The sequence below is a fragment of the Pseudomonas sp. PAMC 26793 genome (assembly GCF_000313235.1).
Lineage (GTDB): Bacteria > Pseudomonadota > Gammaproteobacteria > Pseudomonadales > Pseudomonadaceae > Aquipseudomonas > Aquipseudomonas yamanorum.
Genome location: NZ_AMXG01000038.1, coordinates 158,368 through 177,352 on the forward strand (window position 1 = coordinate 158,368; position 18,985 = coordinate 177,352).

General features: G+C 57.5%; 19 protein-coding genes and 1 tRNA gene. 11 read left to right on the forward strand and 9 right to left on the reverse strand.

The genetic code is table 11. The features are described from left to right. The first annotated feature begins 329 nt into the window (after positions 1 to 329). From aguB to D109_RS0118255, 8 genes are all read left to right on the forward strand, one after another. On the forward strand, positions 330 to 1,208 hold the full coding sequence (aguB, locus tag D109_RS0118220; RefSeq protein WP_017478137.1) for an N-carbamoylputrescine amidase: 879 nt from the start codon (positions 330 to 332) through the stop codon (positions 1,206 to 1,208). Positions 1,209 to 1,214: 6 nt separating this feature from the next. Continuing rightward, positions 1,215 to 2,321, forward strand: coding sequence for an agmatine deiminase (aguA, locus tag D109_RS0118225; RefSeq protein WP_017478138.1), 1,107 nt, complete (start codon positions 1,215 to 1,217; stop codon positions 2,319 to 2,321). A gap of 243 nt (positions 2,322 to 2,564) precedes the next feature. Beyond that, on the forward strand, positions 2,565 to 2,777 hold the full coding sequence (locus D109_RS0118230) for a hypothetical protein (RefSeq protein WP_017478139.1): 213 nt from the start codon (positions 2,565 to 2,567) through the stop codon (positions 2,775 to 2,777). Between the two features lie 113 nt (positions 2,778 to 2,890). Then, on the forward strand, positions 2,891 to 3,598 hold the full coding sequence (locus tag D109_RS0118235) for a DsbA family protein (RefSeq protein WP_017478140.1): 708 nt from the start codon (positions 2,891 to 2,893) through the stop codon (positions 3,596 to 3,598). A gap of 272 nt (positions 3,599 to 3,870) precedes the next feature. Continuing rightward, on the forward strand, positions 3,871 to 5,166 hold the full coding sequence (locus D109_RS0118240; RefSeq protein WP_017478141.1) for an OprD family porin: 1,296 nt from the start codon (positions 3,871 to 3,873) through the stop codon (positions 5,164 to 5,166). A 201-nt stretch (positions 5,167 to 5,367) separates the two neighbouring features. Beyond that, positions 5,368 to 5,583 carry a 4-oxalocrotonate tautomerase family protein gene (locus tag D109_RS0118245; protein WP_003218111.1) on the forward strand — a complete coding sequence of 72 codons (216 nt, stop codon included), beginning with the start codon at positions 5,368 to 5,370 and terminating at the stop codon, positions 5,581 to 5,583. Further along, on the forward strand, positions 5,580 to 6,230 hold the full coding sequence (locus tag D109_RS0118250; RefSeq protein WP_017478142.1) for a DsbA family oxidoreductase: 651 nt from the start codon (positions 5,580 to 5,582) through the stop codon (positions 6,228 to 6,230). The genes D109_RS0118245 and D109_RS0118250 overlap by 4 nt, the downstream gene beginning before the upstream one ends. A gap of 31 nt (positions 6,231 to 6,261) precedes the next feature. After that, positions 6,262 to 6,972: an SDR family NAD(P)-dependent oxidoreductase gene (locus D109_RS0118255; protein ID WP_017478143.1), complete on the forward strand. Its 711-nt coding sequence runs from the start codon at positions 6,262 to 6,264 to the stop codon at positions 6,970 to 6,972. A gap of 167 nt (positions 6,973 to 7,139) precedes the next feature. On the opposite strand, the gene D109_RS0118260 is transcribed toward D109_RS0118255, so the two are convergent. Continuing rightward, on the reverse strand, positions 7,140 to 7,421 hold the full coding sequence (locus tag D109_RS0118260; protein WP_026078050.1) for a DUF3077 domain-containing protein: 282 nt from the start codon (positions 7,419 to 7,421) through the stop codon (positions 7,140 to 7,142). A gap of 465 nt (positions 7,422 to 7,886) precedes the next feature. On the opposite strand from D109_RS0118260, the gene D109_RS0118265 reads away from it, so the two are divergent. Further along, the gene (locus D109_RS0118265; RefSeq protein ID WP_017478145.1) at positions 7,887 to 8,129 is read left to right on the forward strand and encodes a CopG family ribbon-helix-helix protein; all 243 of its coding nucleotides are present in this window, start codon (positions 7,887 to 7,889) and stop codon (positions 8,127 to 8,129) included. After that, positions 8,119 to 8,403, forward strand: coding sequence for a type II toxin-antitoxin system RelE/ParE family toxin (locus D109_RS0118270; protein WP_017478146.1), 285 nt, complete (start codon positions 8,119 to 8,121; stop codon positions 8,401 to 8,403). The genes D109_RS0118265 and D109_RS0118270 overlap by 11 nt, the downstream gene beginning before the upstream one ends. Before the next feature lie 420 nt (positions 8,404 to 8,823). Here the strand turns inward: D109_RS0118270 and D109_RS0118275 are convergent, their stop codons facing one another. From D109_RS0118275 to D109_RS0118295, 6 genes are all read right to left on the reverse strand, one after another. Next, positions 8,824 to 11,196: a DEAD/DEAH box helicase family protein gene (locus D109_RS0118275; protein WP_026078051.1), complete on the reverse strand. Its 2,373-nt coding sequence runs from the start codon at positions 11,194 to 11,196 to the stop codon at positions 8,824 to 8,826. A gap of 196 nt (positions 11,197 to 11,392) precedes the next feature. Beyond that, the gene (locus D109_RS1000000132950; protein WP_081585358.1) at positions 11,393 to 11,668 is read right to left on the reverse strand and encodes a hypothetical protein; all 276 of its coding nucleotides are present in this window, start codon (positions 11,666 to 11,668) and stop codon (positions 11,393 to 11,395) included. Then, positions 11,665 to 12,645, reverse strand: a complete 981-nt coding sequence (locus D109_RS0118280) for an integrase domain-containing protein (protein ID WP_017478148.1) — start codon at positions 12,643 to 12,645, stop codon at positions 11,665 to 11,667. The genes D109_RS1000000132950 and D109_RS0118280 overlap by 4 nt, the downstream gene beginning before the upstream one ends. A gap of 914 nt (positions 12,646 to 13,559) precedes the next feature. Next, positions 13,560 to 14,882, reverse strand: a complete 1,323-nt coding sequence (locus D109_RS0118285; protein ID WP_017478149.1) for an integrase arm-type DNA-binding domain-containing protein — start codon at positions 14,880 to 14,882, stop codon at positions 13,560 to 13,562. Positions 14,883 to 15,053: 171 nt separating this feature from the next. Then, a tRNA-Thr gene (locus D109_RS0118290) sits at positions 15,054 to 15,129 on the reverse strand. A gap of 168 nt (positions 15,130 to 15,297) precedes the next feature. After that, positions 15,298 to 15,534, reverse strand: coding sequence for a DUF2790 domain-containing protein (locus D109_RS0118295; RefSeq protein ID WP_017478150.1), 237 nt, complete (start codon positions 15,532 to 15,534; stop codon positions 15,298 to 15,300). Positions 15,535 to 15,904: 370 nt separating this feature from the next. On the opposite strand from D109_RS0118295, the gene bcsQ reads away from it, so the two are divergent. Then, positions 15,905 to 16,846 carry a cellulose biosynthesis protein BcsQ gene (bcsQ, locus tag D109_RS0118300; protein ID WP_026078052.1) on the forward strand — a complete coding sequence of 314 codons (942 nt, stop codon included), beginning with the start codon at positions 15,905 to 15,907 and terminating at the stop codon, positions 16,844 to 16,846. 242 nt (positions 16,847 to 17,088) lie between these two features. Here bcsQ and D109_RS0118305 read toward each other — a convergent pair whose 3' ends face one another. Continuing rightward, complete coding sequence (locus tag D109_RS0118305; protein WP_017478152.1) at positions 17,089 to 18,303, reverse strand: methyltransferase; 1,215 nt, start codon at positions 18,301 to 18,303, stop codon at positions 17,089 to 17,091. Continuing rightward, positions 18,284 to 18,973 (reverse strand): ABC transporter permease, encoded by a 690-nt coding sequence (locus D109_RS0118310; RefSeq protein WP_026078053.1) that lies wholly within the window; start codon positions 18,971 to 18,973, stop codon positions 18,284 to 18,286. Before D109_RS0118310 ends, D109_RS0118305 begins: the two co-directional genes overlap by 20 nt. Positions 18,974 to 18,985: the final 12 nt, after the last annotated feature.

Here is an 18,985-nt window from a genome sequence, read left to right on the forward strand (position 1 = left end):
AGCTTGAGTTGTGGAGCCAGGTGGTGCAAGGGGCCACCGTCAGATTGACGGCACTGCGCGGGCCTGGGGGCTGCGTAACCCCCGTCAACAATGGCGATATAAGCGCTTGATAAAGACACCCGAGGTCGTTACATGTTGCTCGCCACGTTGATTCATCGCGCCAGTCTGCCATGCCCGCACGCCGGGCCGGGGAGGGGGCTGTAACAATAAACTCGATTGTTATCGGTAAAATCTGAACATTTTTCGATAAACGGATATTTATTAGCTTCAAAAGCCGATTTTTATCCGCTATAAAGGCGTCCACTTGCCCGCCGCCGAGGAGATGATTCATGAGCCGTATCGTTACCGTTGCCGCGACCCAGATGGCCTGCTCCTGGGACCTTGAAGCCAATCTCCAGACCGCTGAAAGGCTGGTGCGTGAGGCCGCAGCCAAGGGCGCGCAGATCATCCTGATCCAGGAGCTGTTCGAGGCGCCGTACTTCTGCCAGAAGCCGAACCCGGACTACCTGCAACTGGCGACCACGGTTGAAGACAACATCGCGATCAAGCACTTCCGGAAAGTCGCCCGGGAACTGCAGGTGGTGCTGCCCATCAGCTTCTATGAACTGGCTGGCCGCGCGCGTTTCAACAGCATTGCGATCATCGATGCCGACGGCTCCAACCTCGGGATTTATCGGAAAAGCCACATCCCGGACGGCCCGGGCTACCATGAAAAGTATTACTTCAACCCAGGTGACACCGGCTTCAAGGTGTGGAATACCCGCTACGCGAAGATCGGCGTGGGCATCTGCTGGGACCAGTGGTTCCCGGAGGCCGCCCGCAGCATGGCGCTGCAAGGCGCGGAAATCCTGTTCTACCCGACCGCCATCGGCAGCGAGCCCCACGACAAGACAATTTCGTCCCGCGACCACTGGCAGCGGGTACAGCAAGGCCATGCCGGCGCCAACCTGATGCCGCTGGTCGCCAGCAACCGCATCGGCAATGAAGAGCAGGACGGCTCCGACATCACCTTCTATGGCTCGTCATTTATCGCCAACCCGTTCGGCGAAAAAGTAGCAGAACTCAGCGAAACCGAAGAGGGCATCCTGGTGCACCGCTTCGACCTCGATGAGCTTGAACACATCCGCAGCGCCTGGGGTTCGTTCCGCGACCGCCGTCCGAACCTGTATGGTGCGCTTAAAACCCTCGACGGTTCCCTGGAGTCCTGAATCGCCATGACCACTTTGCACAGCACCCCCCGCGCCGACGGCTTCTACATGCCTGCCGAATGGGCGCCACAGACCCAAACCTGGATGATCTGGCCCGAGCGCCCGGACAACTGGCGCCTGGGCGGCAAGCCAGCGCAAGCCGCCCACGTGGCGGTGGCCAAGGCCATTGCACGCTTTGAACCGGTGACCGTAGCGGTCTCGGCCGGCCAGTACGAAAACGCCCGGGCGCGCCTGGACGTGCCGAATATTCGCCTGGTGGAAATGTCCAGCGACGACGCCTGGGTACGTGATACCGGGCCGACCTTCGTGATCAACAACAGCGGTGAAGTGCGCGGTGTGAACTGGGACTTCAACGCCTGGGGCGGTTTTGACGGCGGCTTGTACTCGCCGTGGAACCGCGACTCCCAGGTGGGCGGCAAGATCCTCGAGATCGAGCGCAGCCCGCGTTACCGCACCGAGGGTTTTGTGCTGGAAGGCGGTTCGATCCATGTCGACGGCGAAGGCACCCTGATCACCACCGAAGAATGCCTGCTTAACCGCAATCGCAACCCGCACCTGCAGCGTGAGGAAATCGAAGCGGTGCTCAGCGCCAACCTGGCGGTGGATAAGATCATCTGGTTGCCGGATGGCCTGTTCAACGACGAAACCGACGGGCATGTGGATAACTTCTGCTGCTACGTGCGCCCGGGCGAAGTGTTGCTGGCGTGGACCGACGACCCGCAAGACCCGAACTACGCACGCTGCCATGCTGCCATGGACGTGCTGCAAAGCAGCACTGACGCTCAGGGCCGCTCGTTCACAGTGCATAAAATGCCGATCCCGGGGCCGCTGTACGCCACCGAGGAAGAATGCGCCGGCGTCGACCCGGTAGACGGCACCCAGGAGCGCAATCCCACGGTGCGGTTGGCGGGTTCCTACGTCAACTTCCTGATCGTCAACGGCGGCATCATCGCGCCGAGCTTCGATGACCCGCTGGACAGCCGCGCCAGGGAGATCCTGCAGAGCCTGTTCCCGCAGCACGAAGTGGTGATGGTGCCGGGCCGCGAACTGTTACTGGGGGGCGGCAATATCCACTGCCTGACCCAGCAGCAGCCGGCCCCGCACAAAAACTGAGTGCACTTGTAACAGCCTGATGCCGGGTTGAACGGCAATCGAGCGCGCTACGGTATGCGCGCTCACACCAAGCCCACGGCCCGTCAGGTTCGTGGGCTTTTTTGTGTCCAGGTCCCCACAAACCGGGCACATTGGCATAGCTCTTGTATCGCTGTTGGGACATAGAACACGGTGTATGACTAAGCGGTTCTGTCATAAACCTTGAGTAAGTTAGCCGCTCAAGCAGTCGGAGAGAGCGCTGAAATGAATGCCGATATCAACCTGATGTACACGCGCACGTTCCACCCTTTGCGGGTGAACGGTGACGCGATTCATGCGCTGGCGCTCTGGTTGAAGGAGAACGGTTCGAGGCAGATCAGGACGCCCGACCCGCGCCGGGTGATGAGCGAACGGTACCCGGTGGGGTTGTTCAGCGAGGATGAAGTGCAGGCGTTGTGTGAGTTGATGCAAGACTGAAGAGGAGAGGGATATTCGACCGATTCTCGAAACAGTCTGAAAGCCAATCCAGGGTTTTTCCTAACTGTGCGTGAGACTAATCTGGCGGGCATCAACGTCCATCGGAGCCCGTCATGTCGGCAGCCACGCTTCACTACATTTACGACCCGCTGTGCGGTTGGTGTTACGGCGCCGAGCCGCTGCTGAACGCCGCCCGCAGCGTGTTACCGATCCAGTTGCACGGCGGCGGCATGATGACCGGCGCCAATCGCCAATCCGTATCGCCACAGTTGCGTGACTACGTCATGCCTCATGACCGGCGCATCGCCGAGTACACCGGGCAACCGTTTGGCGAGGCGTATTTCGAAGGCCTGCTGCGGGACCACGAGGCGGTGTTCGACTCCGCCCCACCGATCAGCGCCGTGCTGACCGCAGAAAAAATCGCAGGTCGAGGCCTTGAACTGCTGGCACGTTTGCAAACGGCCCACTACGTCGAAGGTCGCCGAATCGCCGATCACGATGTGCTGCTGACCCTGGCCGAATCCATCGGTTTGGATCCCCGTGCCTTCAACGCCGCCTTCAATGAAATCCTGGGTGCTGAAACTCAAGCGCACATCAACGACAGCCGCCAATGGCTGGCAAAAATCGGCGGCCAGGGCTTTCCCACGTTGGCCTTGGAGCAGAATGGCCAGCTGCAATTGCTCGACACCGGCCCTTGGCTGGGCAAGCCCGAAGCCTTTTCTGAATGGCTGAGACAAAGAGTCGCAATTTCGATTCAACCCACCCAATCGAGTGCACCAATGTGTGGCCTGCAGGGGTGTGAAGATCCAAGAAGCGCTTGATAGAGCCTTGCGCGATGATGGCTATTTAATGTTTCTTAGACTTTTTTAGCCTAAATACAGAAGATTCACGAAATTGACACACAGTAAAGGGCGCGGATAGGATTCGCCCCAACGCCTGTGGCTAACCGCCATGACTTCTCCAATAAAAAAAGGCCCGCGGCATATTCAGTCGTCCGCGGGCCTTTTTTTATCTGGGAGAGTCGACACCAGAAAAGCGACACGGAGCCTGGTGTCACAGCGCGTACTCAACCAGTAATAAGGAATATAAGAAAATGTTGAAGCAACGGATGGGGCTGATCGCTCTGGGGATTTTGAGCGCTACGCAAGCAATGGCTGACGACCAATCCCAATCGAAGGGTTTTGTTGAAGACAGCCACCTGAACATCGCGGCACGCAACGCGTACATCAGCCGCGACTACAAAAACGGCAAGCAAGACAAAGCCGAATGGGGCCAGGGTTTCATCGGCAAGTTCGAGTCCGGCTTCACCCAAGGCACCGTCGGTGTGGGTGTGGACGTGATCGGTCAATACGCCATTCGCCTGGATGGTGGTAAAGGTCGCAGCGGCGCGGGTGGCATCAACTTCTTCAAGCAAGGCGACAGCGGCGAAGCGGCAAGCGACCTGGCCAAGGGCGGCGCAGCCGTCAAGGCGCGCATCTCCAACACCGTGATCAAATACGGTCAGCAGATGCCAGCCGTGCCTGTCCTGGAATACGACAACTCCCGTCTGTTGTCGGAAACCTACGAAGGTACTTCAATCGTTTCCAAAGAGATCGCTGGCCTGCAACTGGACGCTGGTCACTTCACCAAGCAAGCCCAGAAGGGTGCTGAAGGCAGCGACAGCGGCCATCTGAAAAGCATCAACTACATCGGTGGCAGCTACAAATTCACCGAAAGCCTGTCGGCTGCACTGTACGCCTCCGACATGGAAGACGTGCTGAAGAAGCAATACGTCAACGTCAACTACGTGCTGGCCCTGCCAGAAAAACAATCGTTGACCTTCGACTTCAACGGCTACAAAACCAAGCTGGACAAGAGCTTCGCCCAGCTGACCCAAGGCGATGCTGACGCCCGTGACAACAACATCTGGAGCCTCGGCGCCACCTGGGCCGTTGGCCCGCACAGCTTCACCCTGGCCCACCAGCGCAGCACCGGTGACACCGGTTACCTGTACGGCGGCTATCGCAACAACACCAAGGACAGCGGCATCGGCGACGGTGGCAACACCATCCTGTTGGCCAACTCCTACTGGTCTGACTTCAACGGCAAGGACGAGCGCTCCTGGCAAGCAGGCTATGGCCTGGACTTCAGCGCCTTCGGCGTGCCTGGCCTGACCTACAACATCGCCTACGTGCGCGGCACCAACATTGACGACGGTTCCAACCGTGGCAATGGCACCGAGCGTGAGATCTTCAACCAGTTCAAATACGTGGTACAGAGCGGCCCGGCTAAAGACCTGAGCCTGCGTGCCCGTGCGTCGTGGTTGCGCGTTTCCAACAACGCCAGCAACTACAACGTGGGTGGTAATGAAGTGCGTCTGTACGCCGACTACCCGATCAACGTTTTCTAATTGATTCGGCGTCGCGCCTGATTCCAGGCGATAAAAAACCCCGACTGGTTCGGGGTTTTTTTATGCCTACGACCCGGGCTATTGATTACACCGCATCACTAATGAAGTACTCCGCCCCGCCTTTATCCACTTCAAGCAAGCTCATAAATTGGCCTCACTGCCTGCCCACCACACCGATGGGCACGTCACTGGAGCCTTGCCATGCCATTTGTCAGCGTACGTATCACCCGCGACGGCGTCACCTCGGAGCAGAAAGCCCAGGTCATTGCCGAAATCACTGAAACCCTCGAGCGCGTCCTTAACAAGCGCCCCGACCTGACCCACATCGTCATCGAAGAAGTCGACACCGATAACTGGGGCTACGCCGGCATCACCACCACCCAGTACCGCAAGCAGCTCGCGGAAAATCCGTCATGAGCACGCCCGTCACCATCGACTTCATCTCCGACGTGGTCTGCCCCTGGTGCGCCCTGGGCGCCACTGCCCTGGAACAAGCCATCGACAACCTGGCGGGCGAAGTGAAGGTTGAACTGACCTTCAAACCCTTCGAACTCAACCCCGACATGCCGGCCGAAGGCGAAAACGCCGTCGCCCACATGATGCGCAAATACGGGCGCAGCGCTGAAGAAGTTGCCAGCGGCAAAAGGATGCTGATGGAACGCGGCGATGCCATCGGCTTCACCTTCGACCTGGAAAAACGCAGCCACTTCTACAACACCTTCGACGCGCATCGGCTGTTGCTGTGGGCGTTGCAGCAAGGGCGGCAGATCGAGCTGAAAAAAGCGCTGCTGCGCGGGTTTTTCAGCGATGGCCAGAACGTCAGCGACCACGAAACCCTGGCTCGTTTAGCCGCCGAAGCCGGGCTGGAGATCGAAGGCGCACGACGGGTGCTGGGCTCTGCCGCCTACGGCAATGAAGTGCGTGAGCTGGAAGCGTTCTACCGCGAGCACGGCATCAACTCGGTACCGGCCATGGTCCTCAACGGCCGCCAGTTGGTCTCCGGGTCCCAATCCGTCAGTGATTACGAACAGATGCTGCGGGAAATGTCCGCCGTGGCTGCTTGAACCATCCCCTTTTCTATATAGAGGTTTCATCATGAGCAATTCGAAAAAAGTCGTTGTGATCACCGGCGCATCCCAAGGCCTCGGCGCGGCTGCGGTCAAGGCTTACCGTGAGTTGGATTACCGCGTGGTTGCCACCTCCCGGTCGATCAAACCGTCGACGGATCCGGACATCCTCACCGTGGCCGGCGACATTGCTGACCCGGCCACCGCCGAGCGCGTGATCCGCGAAGGCGTGGCGCATTTTGGCCGCATCGACAGCCTGATCAACAACGCCGGGATCTTCGTTGCCAAACCCTTCACCAGCTACACCCATGAAGACTACGTGAACGTGCTGGCCGTGAACCTGAACGGGTTCTTCTACATCACCCAACTGGCGATTACCGAGATGCTGAAACAGGGCGCCGGGCACATCGTCAACATCACCACCAGTTTGGTGGACCACGCGATTGATGGCGTGCCATCGGTGCTGGCTTCGCTGACCAAAGGCGGACTCAACTCGGCGACCAAATCCCTGGCGATTGAATACGCCAAGCGCGGAATTCGAGTGAATGCGGTGAGCCCCGGGATTATCAAGACACCGATGCATGGGGAAGAGACCCATGCGGCGTTGGGTAGCCTGCATCCGGTTGGGCATATGGGGGAGGCGCGGGATATTGCGCAGGCGATTGTGTACCTGGAATCGGCAGGGTTTGTGACCGGGGAAATTCTGCATGTGGACGGTGGGCAGAGTGCTGGGCACTAAGCGATACGGCTGAATAAAAAACGCCCCGAACCGTGATGGTTCGGGGCGTTTTTTTGGGTGACGGCTTCAAGCCAGGCACTCTAGAACAAACAACAACGATCAAATGTGGGAGCCGGGCTTGCCCGCGATGGCGATGGCCCAGCCAACACATCCACAACCTGATACACCTAGTGATTATTGCCCGGCGACTCCAACACCTTCACCACATCATCAATCACCGCCTTGCTCATCTCCTGCAGATAGTGCGAAGCCCAGGCGTATCGGTCCGTATCCCGAATCATCGCCGCATCCTCTGCCAACAGCTTGGCCACATGCAGCAAATCGGAAACGTGAGACAGCGCTTCCCGCAGGGAAACCCCGCTGTTAACGCGGAACAAAGGCTGATCAGAGTGAAACGAGAAAGGGGTAACGCCGAGGGTAGTGAGGCCAGACGGATTTGGAGCGTTCATCGGTAAAACTCCCATATCAAGTGAGAGCTACCAGGTTCGTTATCAGGCGAATGGGTGGCAGCTGTGCGCAGGCTGATAAACCGGAGATACAGGAACCCGGCAGACCCGAAGGTCTCCCACGCACAGCCGCCATTGCACGAAATGGTGGGCGTAAAAAAACGCCTGCACATCGTGGTTGTGGGGCGCTGTTGCGCCTGCATCTTGCCGGGTTATCAGGCCCGGTCGCTGAATTTGCAGCGACCGGAGGAGGGTAGCGTGGTGGTGGATTGGGTGCAACTGGGCAGAGTGATGGGAGTTCAGGGGAGCAACTGACTTGTAATCAGTAGGTCTCCCGCTTGAGCACAAAACGCGCATTGAGATCACCAATTTTCTTGCCGCTGAGAAATATCGTCGCGACGACCTGCTAATTCAAGTGAGTGCTTGCCGGTGTAAGATGCTCAACGATCACTCACCATCGAGGCTGCCATGACCGGGATATCTCTGAACCTGCCGGAAGACCTTTCGAACTCTCTCTCCGATCTGGCCAAGACAAATGGCCAAACCGTGAGCTACCTCGCAATGGATGTGCTTCGAGACTACATCGAACACGAGAGAACATTGACCGCGCAGATTGAGCTGGCGGTAGAAGAGGCTGATCAAGGTAAATTCGCCGCTGACGACCAAGTGGCGGCTATGCGCGCCCGACGCTGGAGCAGGAATGCGAGTTGAGTGGCTTGAAAAAGCCCTCAAGAACCTGGAAGACGAAGCGGGTTACATCGCTCTTGAGAACCCCAAGGCGGCTGACGACTTCTCTGATGCAATCTTTGCCAGCGTAGACAAACTGGCCCAATTCCCAACCATGGGCCGTGAAGGTCGAGTAAAAAACACGCGTGAATGGGCAGTGCCGAACTGGTCCTACCTTATTCCCTACCGGGTGCGCGGTGACCGACTTCAAATCCTCGGTGTGTTCCACACGCGGCAACGCCCTCGCTCCAAGTGGTGAAGGGATAGAGCGACACCTTTGTCCGGGGAATACCTCATCACCGCCCAGTATTCGTCATGAGCGTTCGCATCTGTTTTAACGACAATACCCTCGAAACCTTCTTGTCATGCAGCGAGGTGCTGCTAGGTCAAGCCTGGCGGTAGCACGCCTAGAGACAACAAAGCCCTCACATTTCTGTGAGGGCTTTGTTTTTTATGGTGCGGCACCAGGAGTCGAACGATCTAATAAGTTATTGAATTAGCTGATTAATACTTAAAGACCTGTGCAAGTCTACCTCTAAAACTACCTCAAGGTCCTCGTACGCCTGAGGATCTTGCTTGACGTGACTAACGGCGAAGGGCCGGAGTTGCCCCCACAGCGGCCGGCCATTCGTCTATGAGAGTTGGGCCGTTGATGTGTCAACTGTCAACCACGTTAGAGTTAGAGTAGGTCCATGGTGGCCATGGAATCAGCCATGCGGTAGCCCATCGCTTTGTAACCCGCCTGGCGCTTATCCCACATCCTCATCAGCGCGACATTACCCTCGTCAACGAAGTCGATCACTCGCACGTCGGCCTTATCGGCATGTGATCGATGCAACCGCCCCGCATATTGCTGAAGGATTCCCTTCCATGAGATGGGCATTGCCAGCACCAGCGTGTCCAACGGCGGATGATCGAAGCCTTCACCTACTAGTTTTCCTGTTGCCAACAGCACTCGTGGAGCATCAGGGGGAAGGGACTCAAGCTCATGCATACGGGAAATCCGCTGTTTCTTAGGCACTCGCCCATGAAGCGTGAAAAGGTTATGCACGCGCTGCTTCAATTCTAATTCAAGGGCATCCACATGTTCTGTTCGCTCCGTTAGCACTAGAATTTTTCTACCCTCGTTGTACGCCAGCTCAATCTCCGAGACGATTTTGGCTGTCCGCTCAGAGTCGTCCACTAGATGCCGAAAAACGTCCTGAATCCCAAAGCCGTCGGGGACCACTATTGGTTTGGACAGCAATCGAGGCACGACAGAGAGGTCATGGGGCGCACTCGCTGGTCGAGCAGCAGAATGTCGGATCGGTCCGCACTGCATGAAAATAATGGGCTGCTGCCCATCTCGGCGCACTGGGGTTGCCGTGAGTCCCAGCACGTACCGCGCGGTCGCGCTCCTCAGTAGTGCCTCGAATGACACCGCTGATAGGTGATGACACTCATCAACGATGATCTGGCCGTAGTTTTTTACCTGATCGCTGATTTCGCCTTTTCGCGATAAAGACTGCATGACGGCAATGTCGATGATGCCGGTAAGCTTCGCTTTTCCGCCCCCAAGAGTTCCAACGACACCATTCCCGACTCCCAAGAACACCTGCAAGCGCTCTTGCCACTGCCTTAACAGTTCCGTCCGATGCACAAGCACCAACGTGTTAATGCCACGTGCGGCAATCAACGCAGCAGCACTGACAGTTTTACCGAAAGCCGTCGGTGCGCAGAGGATACCAGTGTCATGACTTAGCATTGCGCTGACAGCCGCCTCTTGGTCAGAACGCAGGGTTCCGAGAAAACTCACGTCGATGGTGTCGCCCGCGAAGCGTTCGTCTTTAAGAATAGGGGTAACCCCGTTTTCCCCTAAAAGCTCCAGCGCAGCATCCAAACAGCCACGTGGTAACGCAATATGTTTGGGGAAGTTCTGGGCACAGCCGATAATCCTTGGCTTGTTCCACACTGACATGCGCATGGCCTGAGCTTTGTAGAACTCGGGATTTTGAAAGGCAGCGAGCCGGACAAGCTGGTTTGCCAATGGCTGTGGCAATTCCGACTTTTCAAAGTAAATTAAGTTAGCCAGCGTGATGTTGACAGCAGCAGGCAACGGGCATGTCAATTTACGTGATCTCGATTCACAATCTTTCCAAGGTTCTGCATCATCTTCGTCATCGACATAGGCGACCCCTAGAGGGTCCCGATTACCCATCGCCTGGATAATAACGGGCTGGATATCTTCTGGACTCATGCGCTGAATCGATGCCAGGAAGGCCCATTGATCAGGATGAGGCTCAAGCGTGTCGTCTACAAAAACGCTGTTGTTTTGGGCCCTGGCCCGCTTTTGCAAAGGGAGCGCGATGAGATTTCCGAAGCCGCCCTTAGGCATATAGTCCTGATTTGGAAACAGTCGATCATAGGAGCTGAGCGCCAACTGCCGAGTGCGCTCACAGGCATGACTGATGATTGCGGCACCGAGGCGGCGCGCATCGCAGGCAGGAACATTACGCTCAAAGAAAATCCAGCCATGAGCCCCTTGGCCTGAGCGCGATATTTCCAGCGCCACCGGGACGTTCAGCTCATGGCATGACTGCACAAAAGCTTTGGAATCATCACGCCATTCGGCCTCATCGAAGTCGACCGCCAAAAAATAACAAGTGTCATCAGAGAGTAGGGGGTAGATGCCAACGACCACTTCGCCCGCCAGATGGCGATAGACCACCTCATCGGTCAGCGGAAGCAGCTGGCGGTTACCGCAGTCGCCACATTTAATTCGGGGCTTCTCACAAACGCCAGGCCTCCATTCGTTTGCGCAAGCGGGTGCGTATCCTGATTTTCCTGCCTTGCTTTCCCAGCGGATGGGATAAACGTCCGTCCTACCACGAAACAAGCTTCGGAATAGGGCAAGCTTTCCATCAGTATCGAGTTGCTGTGATTGTTCTGCTCGGAGAATCGCTATCTTGACTGGCTCAGCAGGCGGGCGCAATTCGATGCCATGAGCATCCAGCAAGGCAACCAATCTTGCATTTTCAGCCCTTAGCTTCGCCACCAGACTAGTGTCTATCACCGCCTTCAGCCTCTACGTCTCAGGTGAAGCCTGTAGCCTCGAGCTACAACCCTCAGTCCATCAGTAAAACATAGAGGTTATCAAACAACAGAGGTTAGGTTCAGGGGCTCAAGAGGCCCGCCCTAATCCCAATCAAATCGTTGGCTGGCTCAATCTGCCAGTTAGGGATACAGAGCGCGCAGTTGCTGGCATTCGGCTAACGTTGAAAATTCCAGGATTTTCCTAGGCGCAGAGTGATCAGGCTTGTGGTCAGCAGGTAGTAGTAGCGCGTCGATTTCGAGTTTGAGTTCATGTGGTGGTTCAAAAACCAAACGAGATGCTTTCTTTGCCATGTCCATGGATTATCTCGGTTCCAGCGTTCAGAAATGGCTGCTTGAATAGTCTTGGCCTGGCGGATGTGACGTTCGCGTGTGGCATGTGCTCCAGTCAGTGCCCCAGCCAAGAAGATCTCCATATCGAATGGCTTGCTCATGCTCGGCCACCGATATAAGCCGAAACTACGTCGATACGACCGTGCCCCAGCTCATAGCTGATTTGTGCGCGTGCCTCCTGATCGAGGTGTTGGTCGAGCTGGTAGCAACTACCTCCTTTGATTGGCGCAAGTTGGTTTGTAATCTGCTCATACCGTTCGCATGCGTAGGCCGCACGCAATTCGTGGAATCCCTTGAGGTTGTGCGCGTGAAGGATGTCCCGTGCAGGGCGGATGATTCGCTGTTGAAAGTCTAGGTAGCTTTCGTTCAGTGCAAGCAAGTTGTCGCTTCCGACGGGAGAGGCCTGCTTGGCGTACGTGAGCGCTTCACGAATATGATTATCCACCCAGATCCAACGAGGCGCCGACGCACCCGAGCGGCCACCTTTGGTGCCATCTTGAATGTTGATCTTGCCGTATCGTTCGGCCTCCCTTTGCAGTCGAGGAAGATCAGCCAAAATGGCCTCTCGCAGGCGCATGCCGGTTGCTCGCGCCAACTGAGCGATGGCCGCGGCGCGCGGTTGCAGATGTTCAGAGAGGACGTCGACGATACGTTTTACGTGATCGCGGTCCTGGCCTTGCGGAGGCATGGTGCGGACGCCGGTGCGCTGCATCCCAAGCACCTTGCTCGGACTTGCCACCCTTACATACTGATCACCACGAAGCGCTGCCATGGTTCTGTTGACGCTGGACAATCGGTTTTGCGCAGTCGCGATGGCAAGCTCACCATTTTCAACTTGCTGGCGTAGGTACCCGGCGTAGTCCAGCAAGGTCTGCCGATTGATCTTCCTCGCATCGTTGAATTCCGGCCCACCTTCGGACCGACACCAGCGCACAAACGCCCGCCACCGATCACTGTGCGCTTTGACCGTGCCGTAATGCCCGTCGCCAAATAGATCTTTCAGCGCCTGCGGCCCGGCATAACTCAGTTGTCGCCCATAGCCAAAATTGCGCCCATCCCGTCTACCGACCAATGCCATGATCCAACTCCTCTCGAAGCCAAAACCCTTGAAGCTTTCCCCACGTCATCCCGCCACGGATGTTGAGTGTTATCAGGGATCAAGGCCCCTGCGACCTGTGAGGGTTGTCCGCTAACGCGGGACTGGCGGCTCTTTACGACCGGGAGCTTGGGCATCTCATGATCTGGCCTCCTGAGCACTTCCGAGGAAGTGGGCGGGTGGAGGCTGCACTGGCTGACGAGACCGGTGCCGCGAGATCCTGAGTCAGGTGAAGGCAGTGAAGCGATGACCGGGGCGTGCCTGACTGTCAGTCAGGTGCAGTCCATTCTGTAGGCTGCGGCACCATCATCTGCATCGCTGTTGCTGGTGACTTTCCGGTGTTTGTCACGCCGATTGTCACGAGGGGAAATGCCGCAATGCCTTGTACGAGTAGGGCTGCAGCAGTGGTAGGAGCGCCCGTCTCTTTCCGGGAGAAAGAGACGGGCGCAGGTTGGCACAAGGAAATGGCCAAGCGGATAGGTTGCTGCAGGGCAGCTATGAAAAGGGGATGAGTTGCCACAGTGGGCACACTGGTAAAAGTAGGCATCCATCACATCGCTGTGACCGTGCGAGCCGCCGGACGCTAATCGCACTTTGGGAGAACCACCACGGTGTGGCGTAGCCTCAAAGGTTCTGGCTACCTGGGTTGCTGTCAACGACAGCGCTTTGCCCGATCTTTTCTACGCCTGTGGATAATTCGGGTCAAGGCTCGAATTTTCGGGAGTGCTGCGGCTGTGGATGAAATTATCCACCGGTGGAAATCAGTGGTTTTCCACAGACAGTTGCGTGGGCTTTAGATTTTTTAAGTGAGGTCCATCCAAACAGGGCGGCTTTGCAGCCCTGTTTGGATGGACCCGCGTGGACAAGCGGATCACTGAGATATGAAGACCGAGCGCTTACTCGGTTGCGCCACGTTTTGCTTTTAGGCGAGTGACGTTCGCCCCCGTCTGGTTCGCGAATTCGTGGGGGGTGACATGCTCCTGTCGATTCGTCTCAAGGTACCGGCTCCACCAGTTCATGATCAGCCTGCGCTCCTCAATGAACTCGGCCTTGTGGATGTATGCGGCGCGGACGTTGTTGCGTTCGTTGTGACTCATCTGCCTTTCAATAGCGGTCTCGGACCACAGTCCTGATTCAATCAGTGCGCTACAGGCCATTGAGCGAAAGCCATGACCGCAGATTTCCGTTTTGGTGTCGTAGCCCATCTTTCTGAGTGCGCTATTCACCGTGTTTTCAGACATGGGTTTCCAGGGCTTGGCATCGCCTGCAAACACCAGGTCGAATTTGCCGGTGAGGGCGTGGATCTGTTCAAGCAGGGCCACGGCTTGCGGCGATAAGGGTACAAGGTGGATGTCCCCGGCCATCTTCGTACCCCTTGTTGAAAAGGGAACACCGTCCAGCGCGGGTCGAGTGTCCGGTATCTCCCAGGTGCCGCGCTTGAGGTCGAACTCGCTCCAGCGGGCGAAGCGCAGCTCGCTGGAGCGGACGAACACGTGCAGCGAGAGCATGACCGTCAGCCGGGTAAGTGCGCGACCTCTGTAGGTGTCGATACGCTCCTGCAATTCAGGCAGACGCGATAAGGGTAAAGCAGGGCGGTGAATCACCCTCGGAGCTTTGATCAAACCTTCAAGGTCGGAGGCAGGGTTTGCCGCGATCTGTCGAGCACGTTTCGCCTCGCGCATGATGCTTTGCAGGTAGTTTTGTACCCTTAAAGCGACGTCAATCGTGCCGCGTTTCTGGATCGCTTCCAGAGGTTGCATCAGGTCATGGGTGTCCAGATCGACAATAGAGCGAGCGCCGATCAGCGGGAAGACATGGGTTTTGAGACGGCTCAGGACGGTCTTGGCATGGCCCGGAGCCCATTTGGCAGACATCGCTTTGTGCCAGTCCAGTGCGGCGCTTTCAAAGGTTCGGCCTTTGATTGCGGCCTGCGTCTTGGTTTGGTGTTTGGTCTCTATGGGGTCGATGCCTTTCGCCAGCATCCGCTTGACCTCCAGGCGCTTGTTGCGCGCATCGGCGAGGCCGACCACGGGATAGCTGCCGAACGAGGTCAGTCCTTCGCGTCCATCAGGTTTGACATACCTGAGACGCCAGCCTTTACGGCCATTGGGTTGGACTAGAAGGTAGAGGCCGTCGCCGTCGAAAAGCTTGTAGGCGCGGTCGGAGGGCTTGGCTGAGCGGCAAGCCGAATCGGAGAGTGGAGCAGTGGTGCGCGACATAAGGGTACTCCCCCTTTATCGAATTACCTTACCCCTAACATTACCCCTAAAACGGCTGGAATCCACCAGATTTTGACGTAACCCGACAGAACCCCAAAACGAAAAAACCCGCCAGAAGGCGGGTTTTTCGGGGGTTCCAGAGATTTTGAAAGCCTTCTCTGGAACCTTGTATGGTGCCGGCACCAGGAGTCGAACCCGGGACCTACTGATTACAAGTCAGTTGCTCTACCAACTGAGCTATACCGGCGTGTTAGGGCGACGATTATAGCGATTGGCAAGCTTCTGTAAACCCCTGAATTCTGACTATTTTTGCAGGCACAGAGGTTTTCTTGCATCCAGCTCATTTTGACCACTGAGGATGGCTTCCTCAGCCCGAAGGCCATCAAGGGTCAGCCCGTAAAAGAATGTGTTCCGATCAGTTGCCTTGGTTACACGAATCCGCAAACTTCATGTACTCAAGCACCTGCTTCTGCCCATGGGAATCCAGGTAGGTCATCCGCGCATTCGCCACGCCGCACGCCGCGCCGCCATTGTCCACCGTCGACAGCACTCGTTGAATATCCAGCTTGGGGCTGGCCTCGGCCTGGGCTGAAAAGGCGGCGATGTTGAGCAAGGCAAGCAGGCAGCTGGCAATGAAGGTGTTCCGGTTCATGGTGGTGTCCTCTGAGGTTCAATAGGGTGTGTGGCGTTGGAGCCTATTGAGCGCCTGGGAGGTATCCGGCCTGTGTCACGCACCTCTGGGTTTTGCCTCGGTATGTATAGGAGGTGGATTTCATACAGCTTGTTACACGAGCGCAGCCATGAGAGGCATTTCAGACGTTGCGCGATCCGGCGACGAATAGTCATTTAATTGACTTTTTACCGTTCGTCTTAAAGATTTGTTCAGAAACACCAAAATAATGACACTTTCATTCCTTTGTCACAGAATGCGTACACAAAGGCGCCCACAAAAAGACCTGCGGTAAGCATCAGTACAGCTGACCTTTCACGTCTTTAAGATGCGTCGTGATGGAGTGTTGGCGATGAGCCGTACTGACGAACTTTTTGAGTTGTTTAATAAGACAACTGCCAATGATGTCCAGGGAATGGATTCGATGCTGCAATTCTTCGAAGACATGCCCATCGACGACAGCGCCAGTCTTAACATGGGCAGTGGCGCGTCGTTCTCCCGGCATTCCCCCTGTGCCAACGAGCAGTCCCGCGAAGCCGCGACCATTCGTGCGAATGTGGTGGCGCTGGTGTCGGTCAATGGCGGCGTCGGCCGCAGCACCCTGGCCACGGCGCTGAGCAGCGGTTTACAGCGCCTGGGGCGGCCGGTGGTGGCGCTGGACCTGGACCCGCAAAATGCCCTCTATCACCACTTTGGCCTGAGCCACAGCTTGCCCGGCATCGGGCGCACCAGCCTGCAGAACGAGCGCTGGAGCCAGATCCTTCATTCGGGCTTCGCCGGTTGCCAGGTGATCACTTTTGGCGAAACTGATATTCGCCAACAGGAAGACCTGCAGCGTTGGCTCAAGCAGGAACCGCAGTGGTTGGCGCAGCACCTCTCGGCCCTCGGTCTGAGCGAGCAGGATACAGTCATCATCGACACCCCGGCGGGCAACAATGTCTACCTGCATCAGGCACTGAATGTGGCCGATGTGGTGCTGGTCATCGCACAGGCGGATGCGGCCTCCCTCGGCACTCTGGAGCAGATGGAGCAGTTGCTGGCGCCACACGTTGATCGTCAGCCGGCGATGCGGTGCCACTTTGTGATCAACCAACTCGACGAGACTTCCGGCTTCAGCCTCGACATGGTCGAGGTGTTCAAGAAGCGCCTGGGTGAAAACCTGCTGGAAGTGGTGCACCGGGATTCGGCGATCAGCGAGGCCCTGGCCTTCGGCAGCGACCCGCTGGATGGCGACGCCGCAAGCATGGCCTGTGACGATATCAACGAGCTTTGCCGCCTGTTGATTACCCGCTGAAAAGACCGGGTTATGCCGCTGACGCCAGATGCTTATGCACAATCGGTTGGTTTGACATGTCATGAAACCGCAATTTTGCCGAGCGGTTCTCAACACGCCGCAACTGCCTGTTTTGCGTGCGTTTTATTTTGTGAACAAAAAATGACCAGTCAGCATTTTGCCCTGTAAAGCTTGCGGGCAGGGCCTCTGCCAGAATTCCATCAACAGACTTATCCACAGGGCATGCTGCGACAAAATGCCCTTTAATTGCGCTCGGCGAGCAGCATCAGGTTGCGCGGGGTGAGCGGTGTTTCGCAGAAGCTGCCGACTTGAACCCTGTAACCGTTTTCTTCGAGAAACAATGCCCTGTCCAGCACTAGCCACATTTCCAGCGGGCGCCGAAACAGACCACGCACTAATTCCAGGTTTCGCACCTGGGCCAGGCGCTGCCAGCCTTGGGCCTCCAGTGCCGACCAATCCTGTTCACCTGTGGATAATCCCTTGAGTGCAGCCAGTTCGCGGCAATAGTCGGCGAACGACTTGGCCAGCCAGCTCGCCGGCAGGGACGGAGTGGGCAGGTATTCGCCACTACCGCGCAGTTGCCGTTGCAGCACATCAAAACCCAAACGCCTGGCCATCGATGTATCGCGCTGCTGGCGTACGCGCGCGCCTGCGGTGACGGTTTCGCTCAGCGGCAGGCCGAGGTCTTCCACTGATAACTGCAGTGATGAAGCCTGGGCCGCAATCGACAGCGGCTGATATGCCTCGGCGCGGATGCGGTTGTAGCAGCAGGGCGCCACGGCCAGTTGCTGGCAGCCGGCGGCGCTGGCCAGCTGGAGCAGGCGCACATGCAGGTCGCCGCACGCGTGCAGGGCCACTGGGGTTTGGTCACGGTTGATCTGCACGTCGGCCATCACGTCTTGCAGGCGATGGGTGACGGGCAATTGATGGTGTTCGCTGAGGGCTCGCCCTGAAGCAATCAGGGCCGGGTCGTATTCCAGGCACGTCAGTTGCTGCCCGGGTTGCAGGAGGCGACGGCCGAGGTGGCCTTTGCCTGCGCACCAGTCGAGCCAGTGCTGGGGTGGTTGAGAGAATTGCAGAGCGGCGCCGAAGGCTTCTATCTGCTGCCATTTACGACCGGGTACATCGACGTTCAGGCGGTGGTGAGCGGCCGGTAGTGCAGTGGACGGTAAGTTATCCACAGCGCTGAGGTTCAGCGACTGGGCTGCCAGCGCGGGAAACGGTACCGGTGCCTGTAGGTCGTGAGGTTGGTTATGGCTGCTTTCCGCCTCAGCCAGCGAGCGTTGGCGCAGCCAGTGGGCCAGCTCGGGATGCTGGGTTTCCCAGGGCAATTGGAGGTGTGTAAAGGGCCGTGGTCGCCATAGCCCTTGATGCTCGGTGAGGAACGTATCCAACGCCTGAAAGCGGGCGAGCAACGGCTCACCCGTCAACACGGCGTCAGCGCCCTTGGCAGGCATCAACCCGCAACCAGCGCTCCAGCAGCTTGAAGAAGCGCACCAGGACGTAGGACATCAGCAGGTAGAACAGCCCGGCAGCGAAGAAGATCTCCACCGGCAAGTAGGTACGGGCAATGATCGTACGGGCCATGCCGGTCAGTTCCAGCAAGGTCACCGTACTGGCCAAGGCGCTGGCCTTGAGCATCAGGATCACTTCGTTGCTGTAGGCCGGCAGGCCGATGCGCGCTGCACGGGGCAGGATAATGTAGAACAGCGCCTTGGGCTTGGACATGCCCAGCGCCCGCGCCGCTTCGATTTCACCCGGCGGGATGGCCTGGATTGCGCCGCGCAGGATCTCGGCGATGTAGGCGGCGGTGTGCAGGGTCATGGTGGCGGTGGCGCACCAGAACGGGTCCCGCAGGTACGGCCACATGAAGCTTTCACGCACGGCGTCGAACTGCGCCAGGCCGTAATACACCAGGAACAATTGCACCAGCAGCGGCGTGCCACGGAAGAAAAAGATGTAGCAGTAGGGCAGGGTGCGCACGTACCACAGGCGCGAAGAACGCGCGATGCCCAACGGGATTGCCAGCAGCAGGCCGGCGATCACGGCGATGGCCACCAGTTCCAGGGTCAGGGTCGCGCCCTGGGCCAACCGGGGCAGCCACTTGATGATGACGGCCCAGTTCAGGCCCAGGTCGAA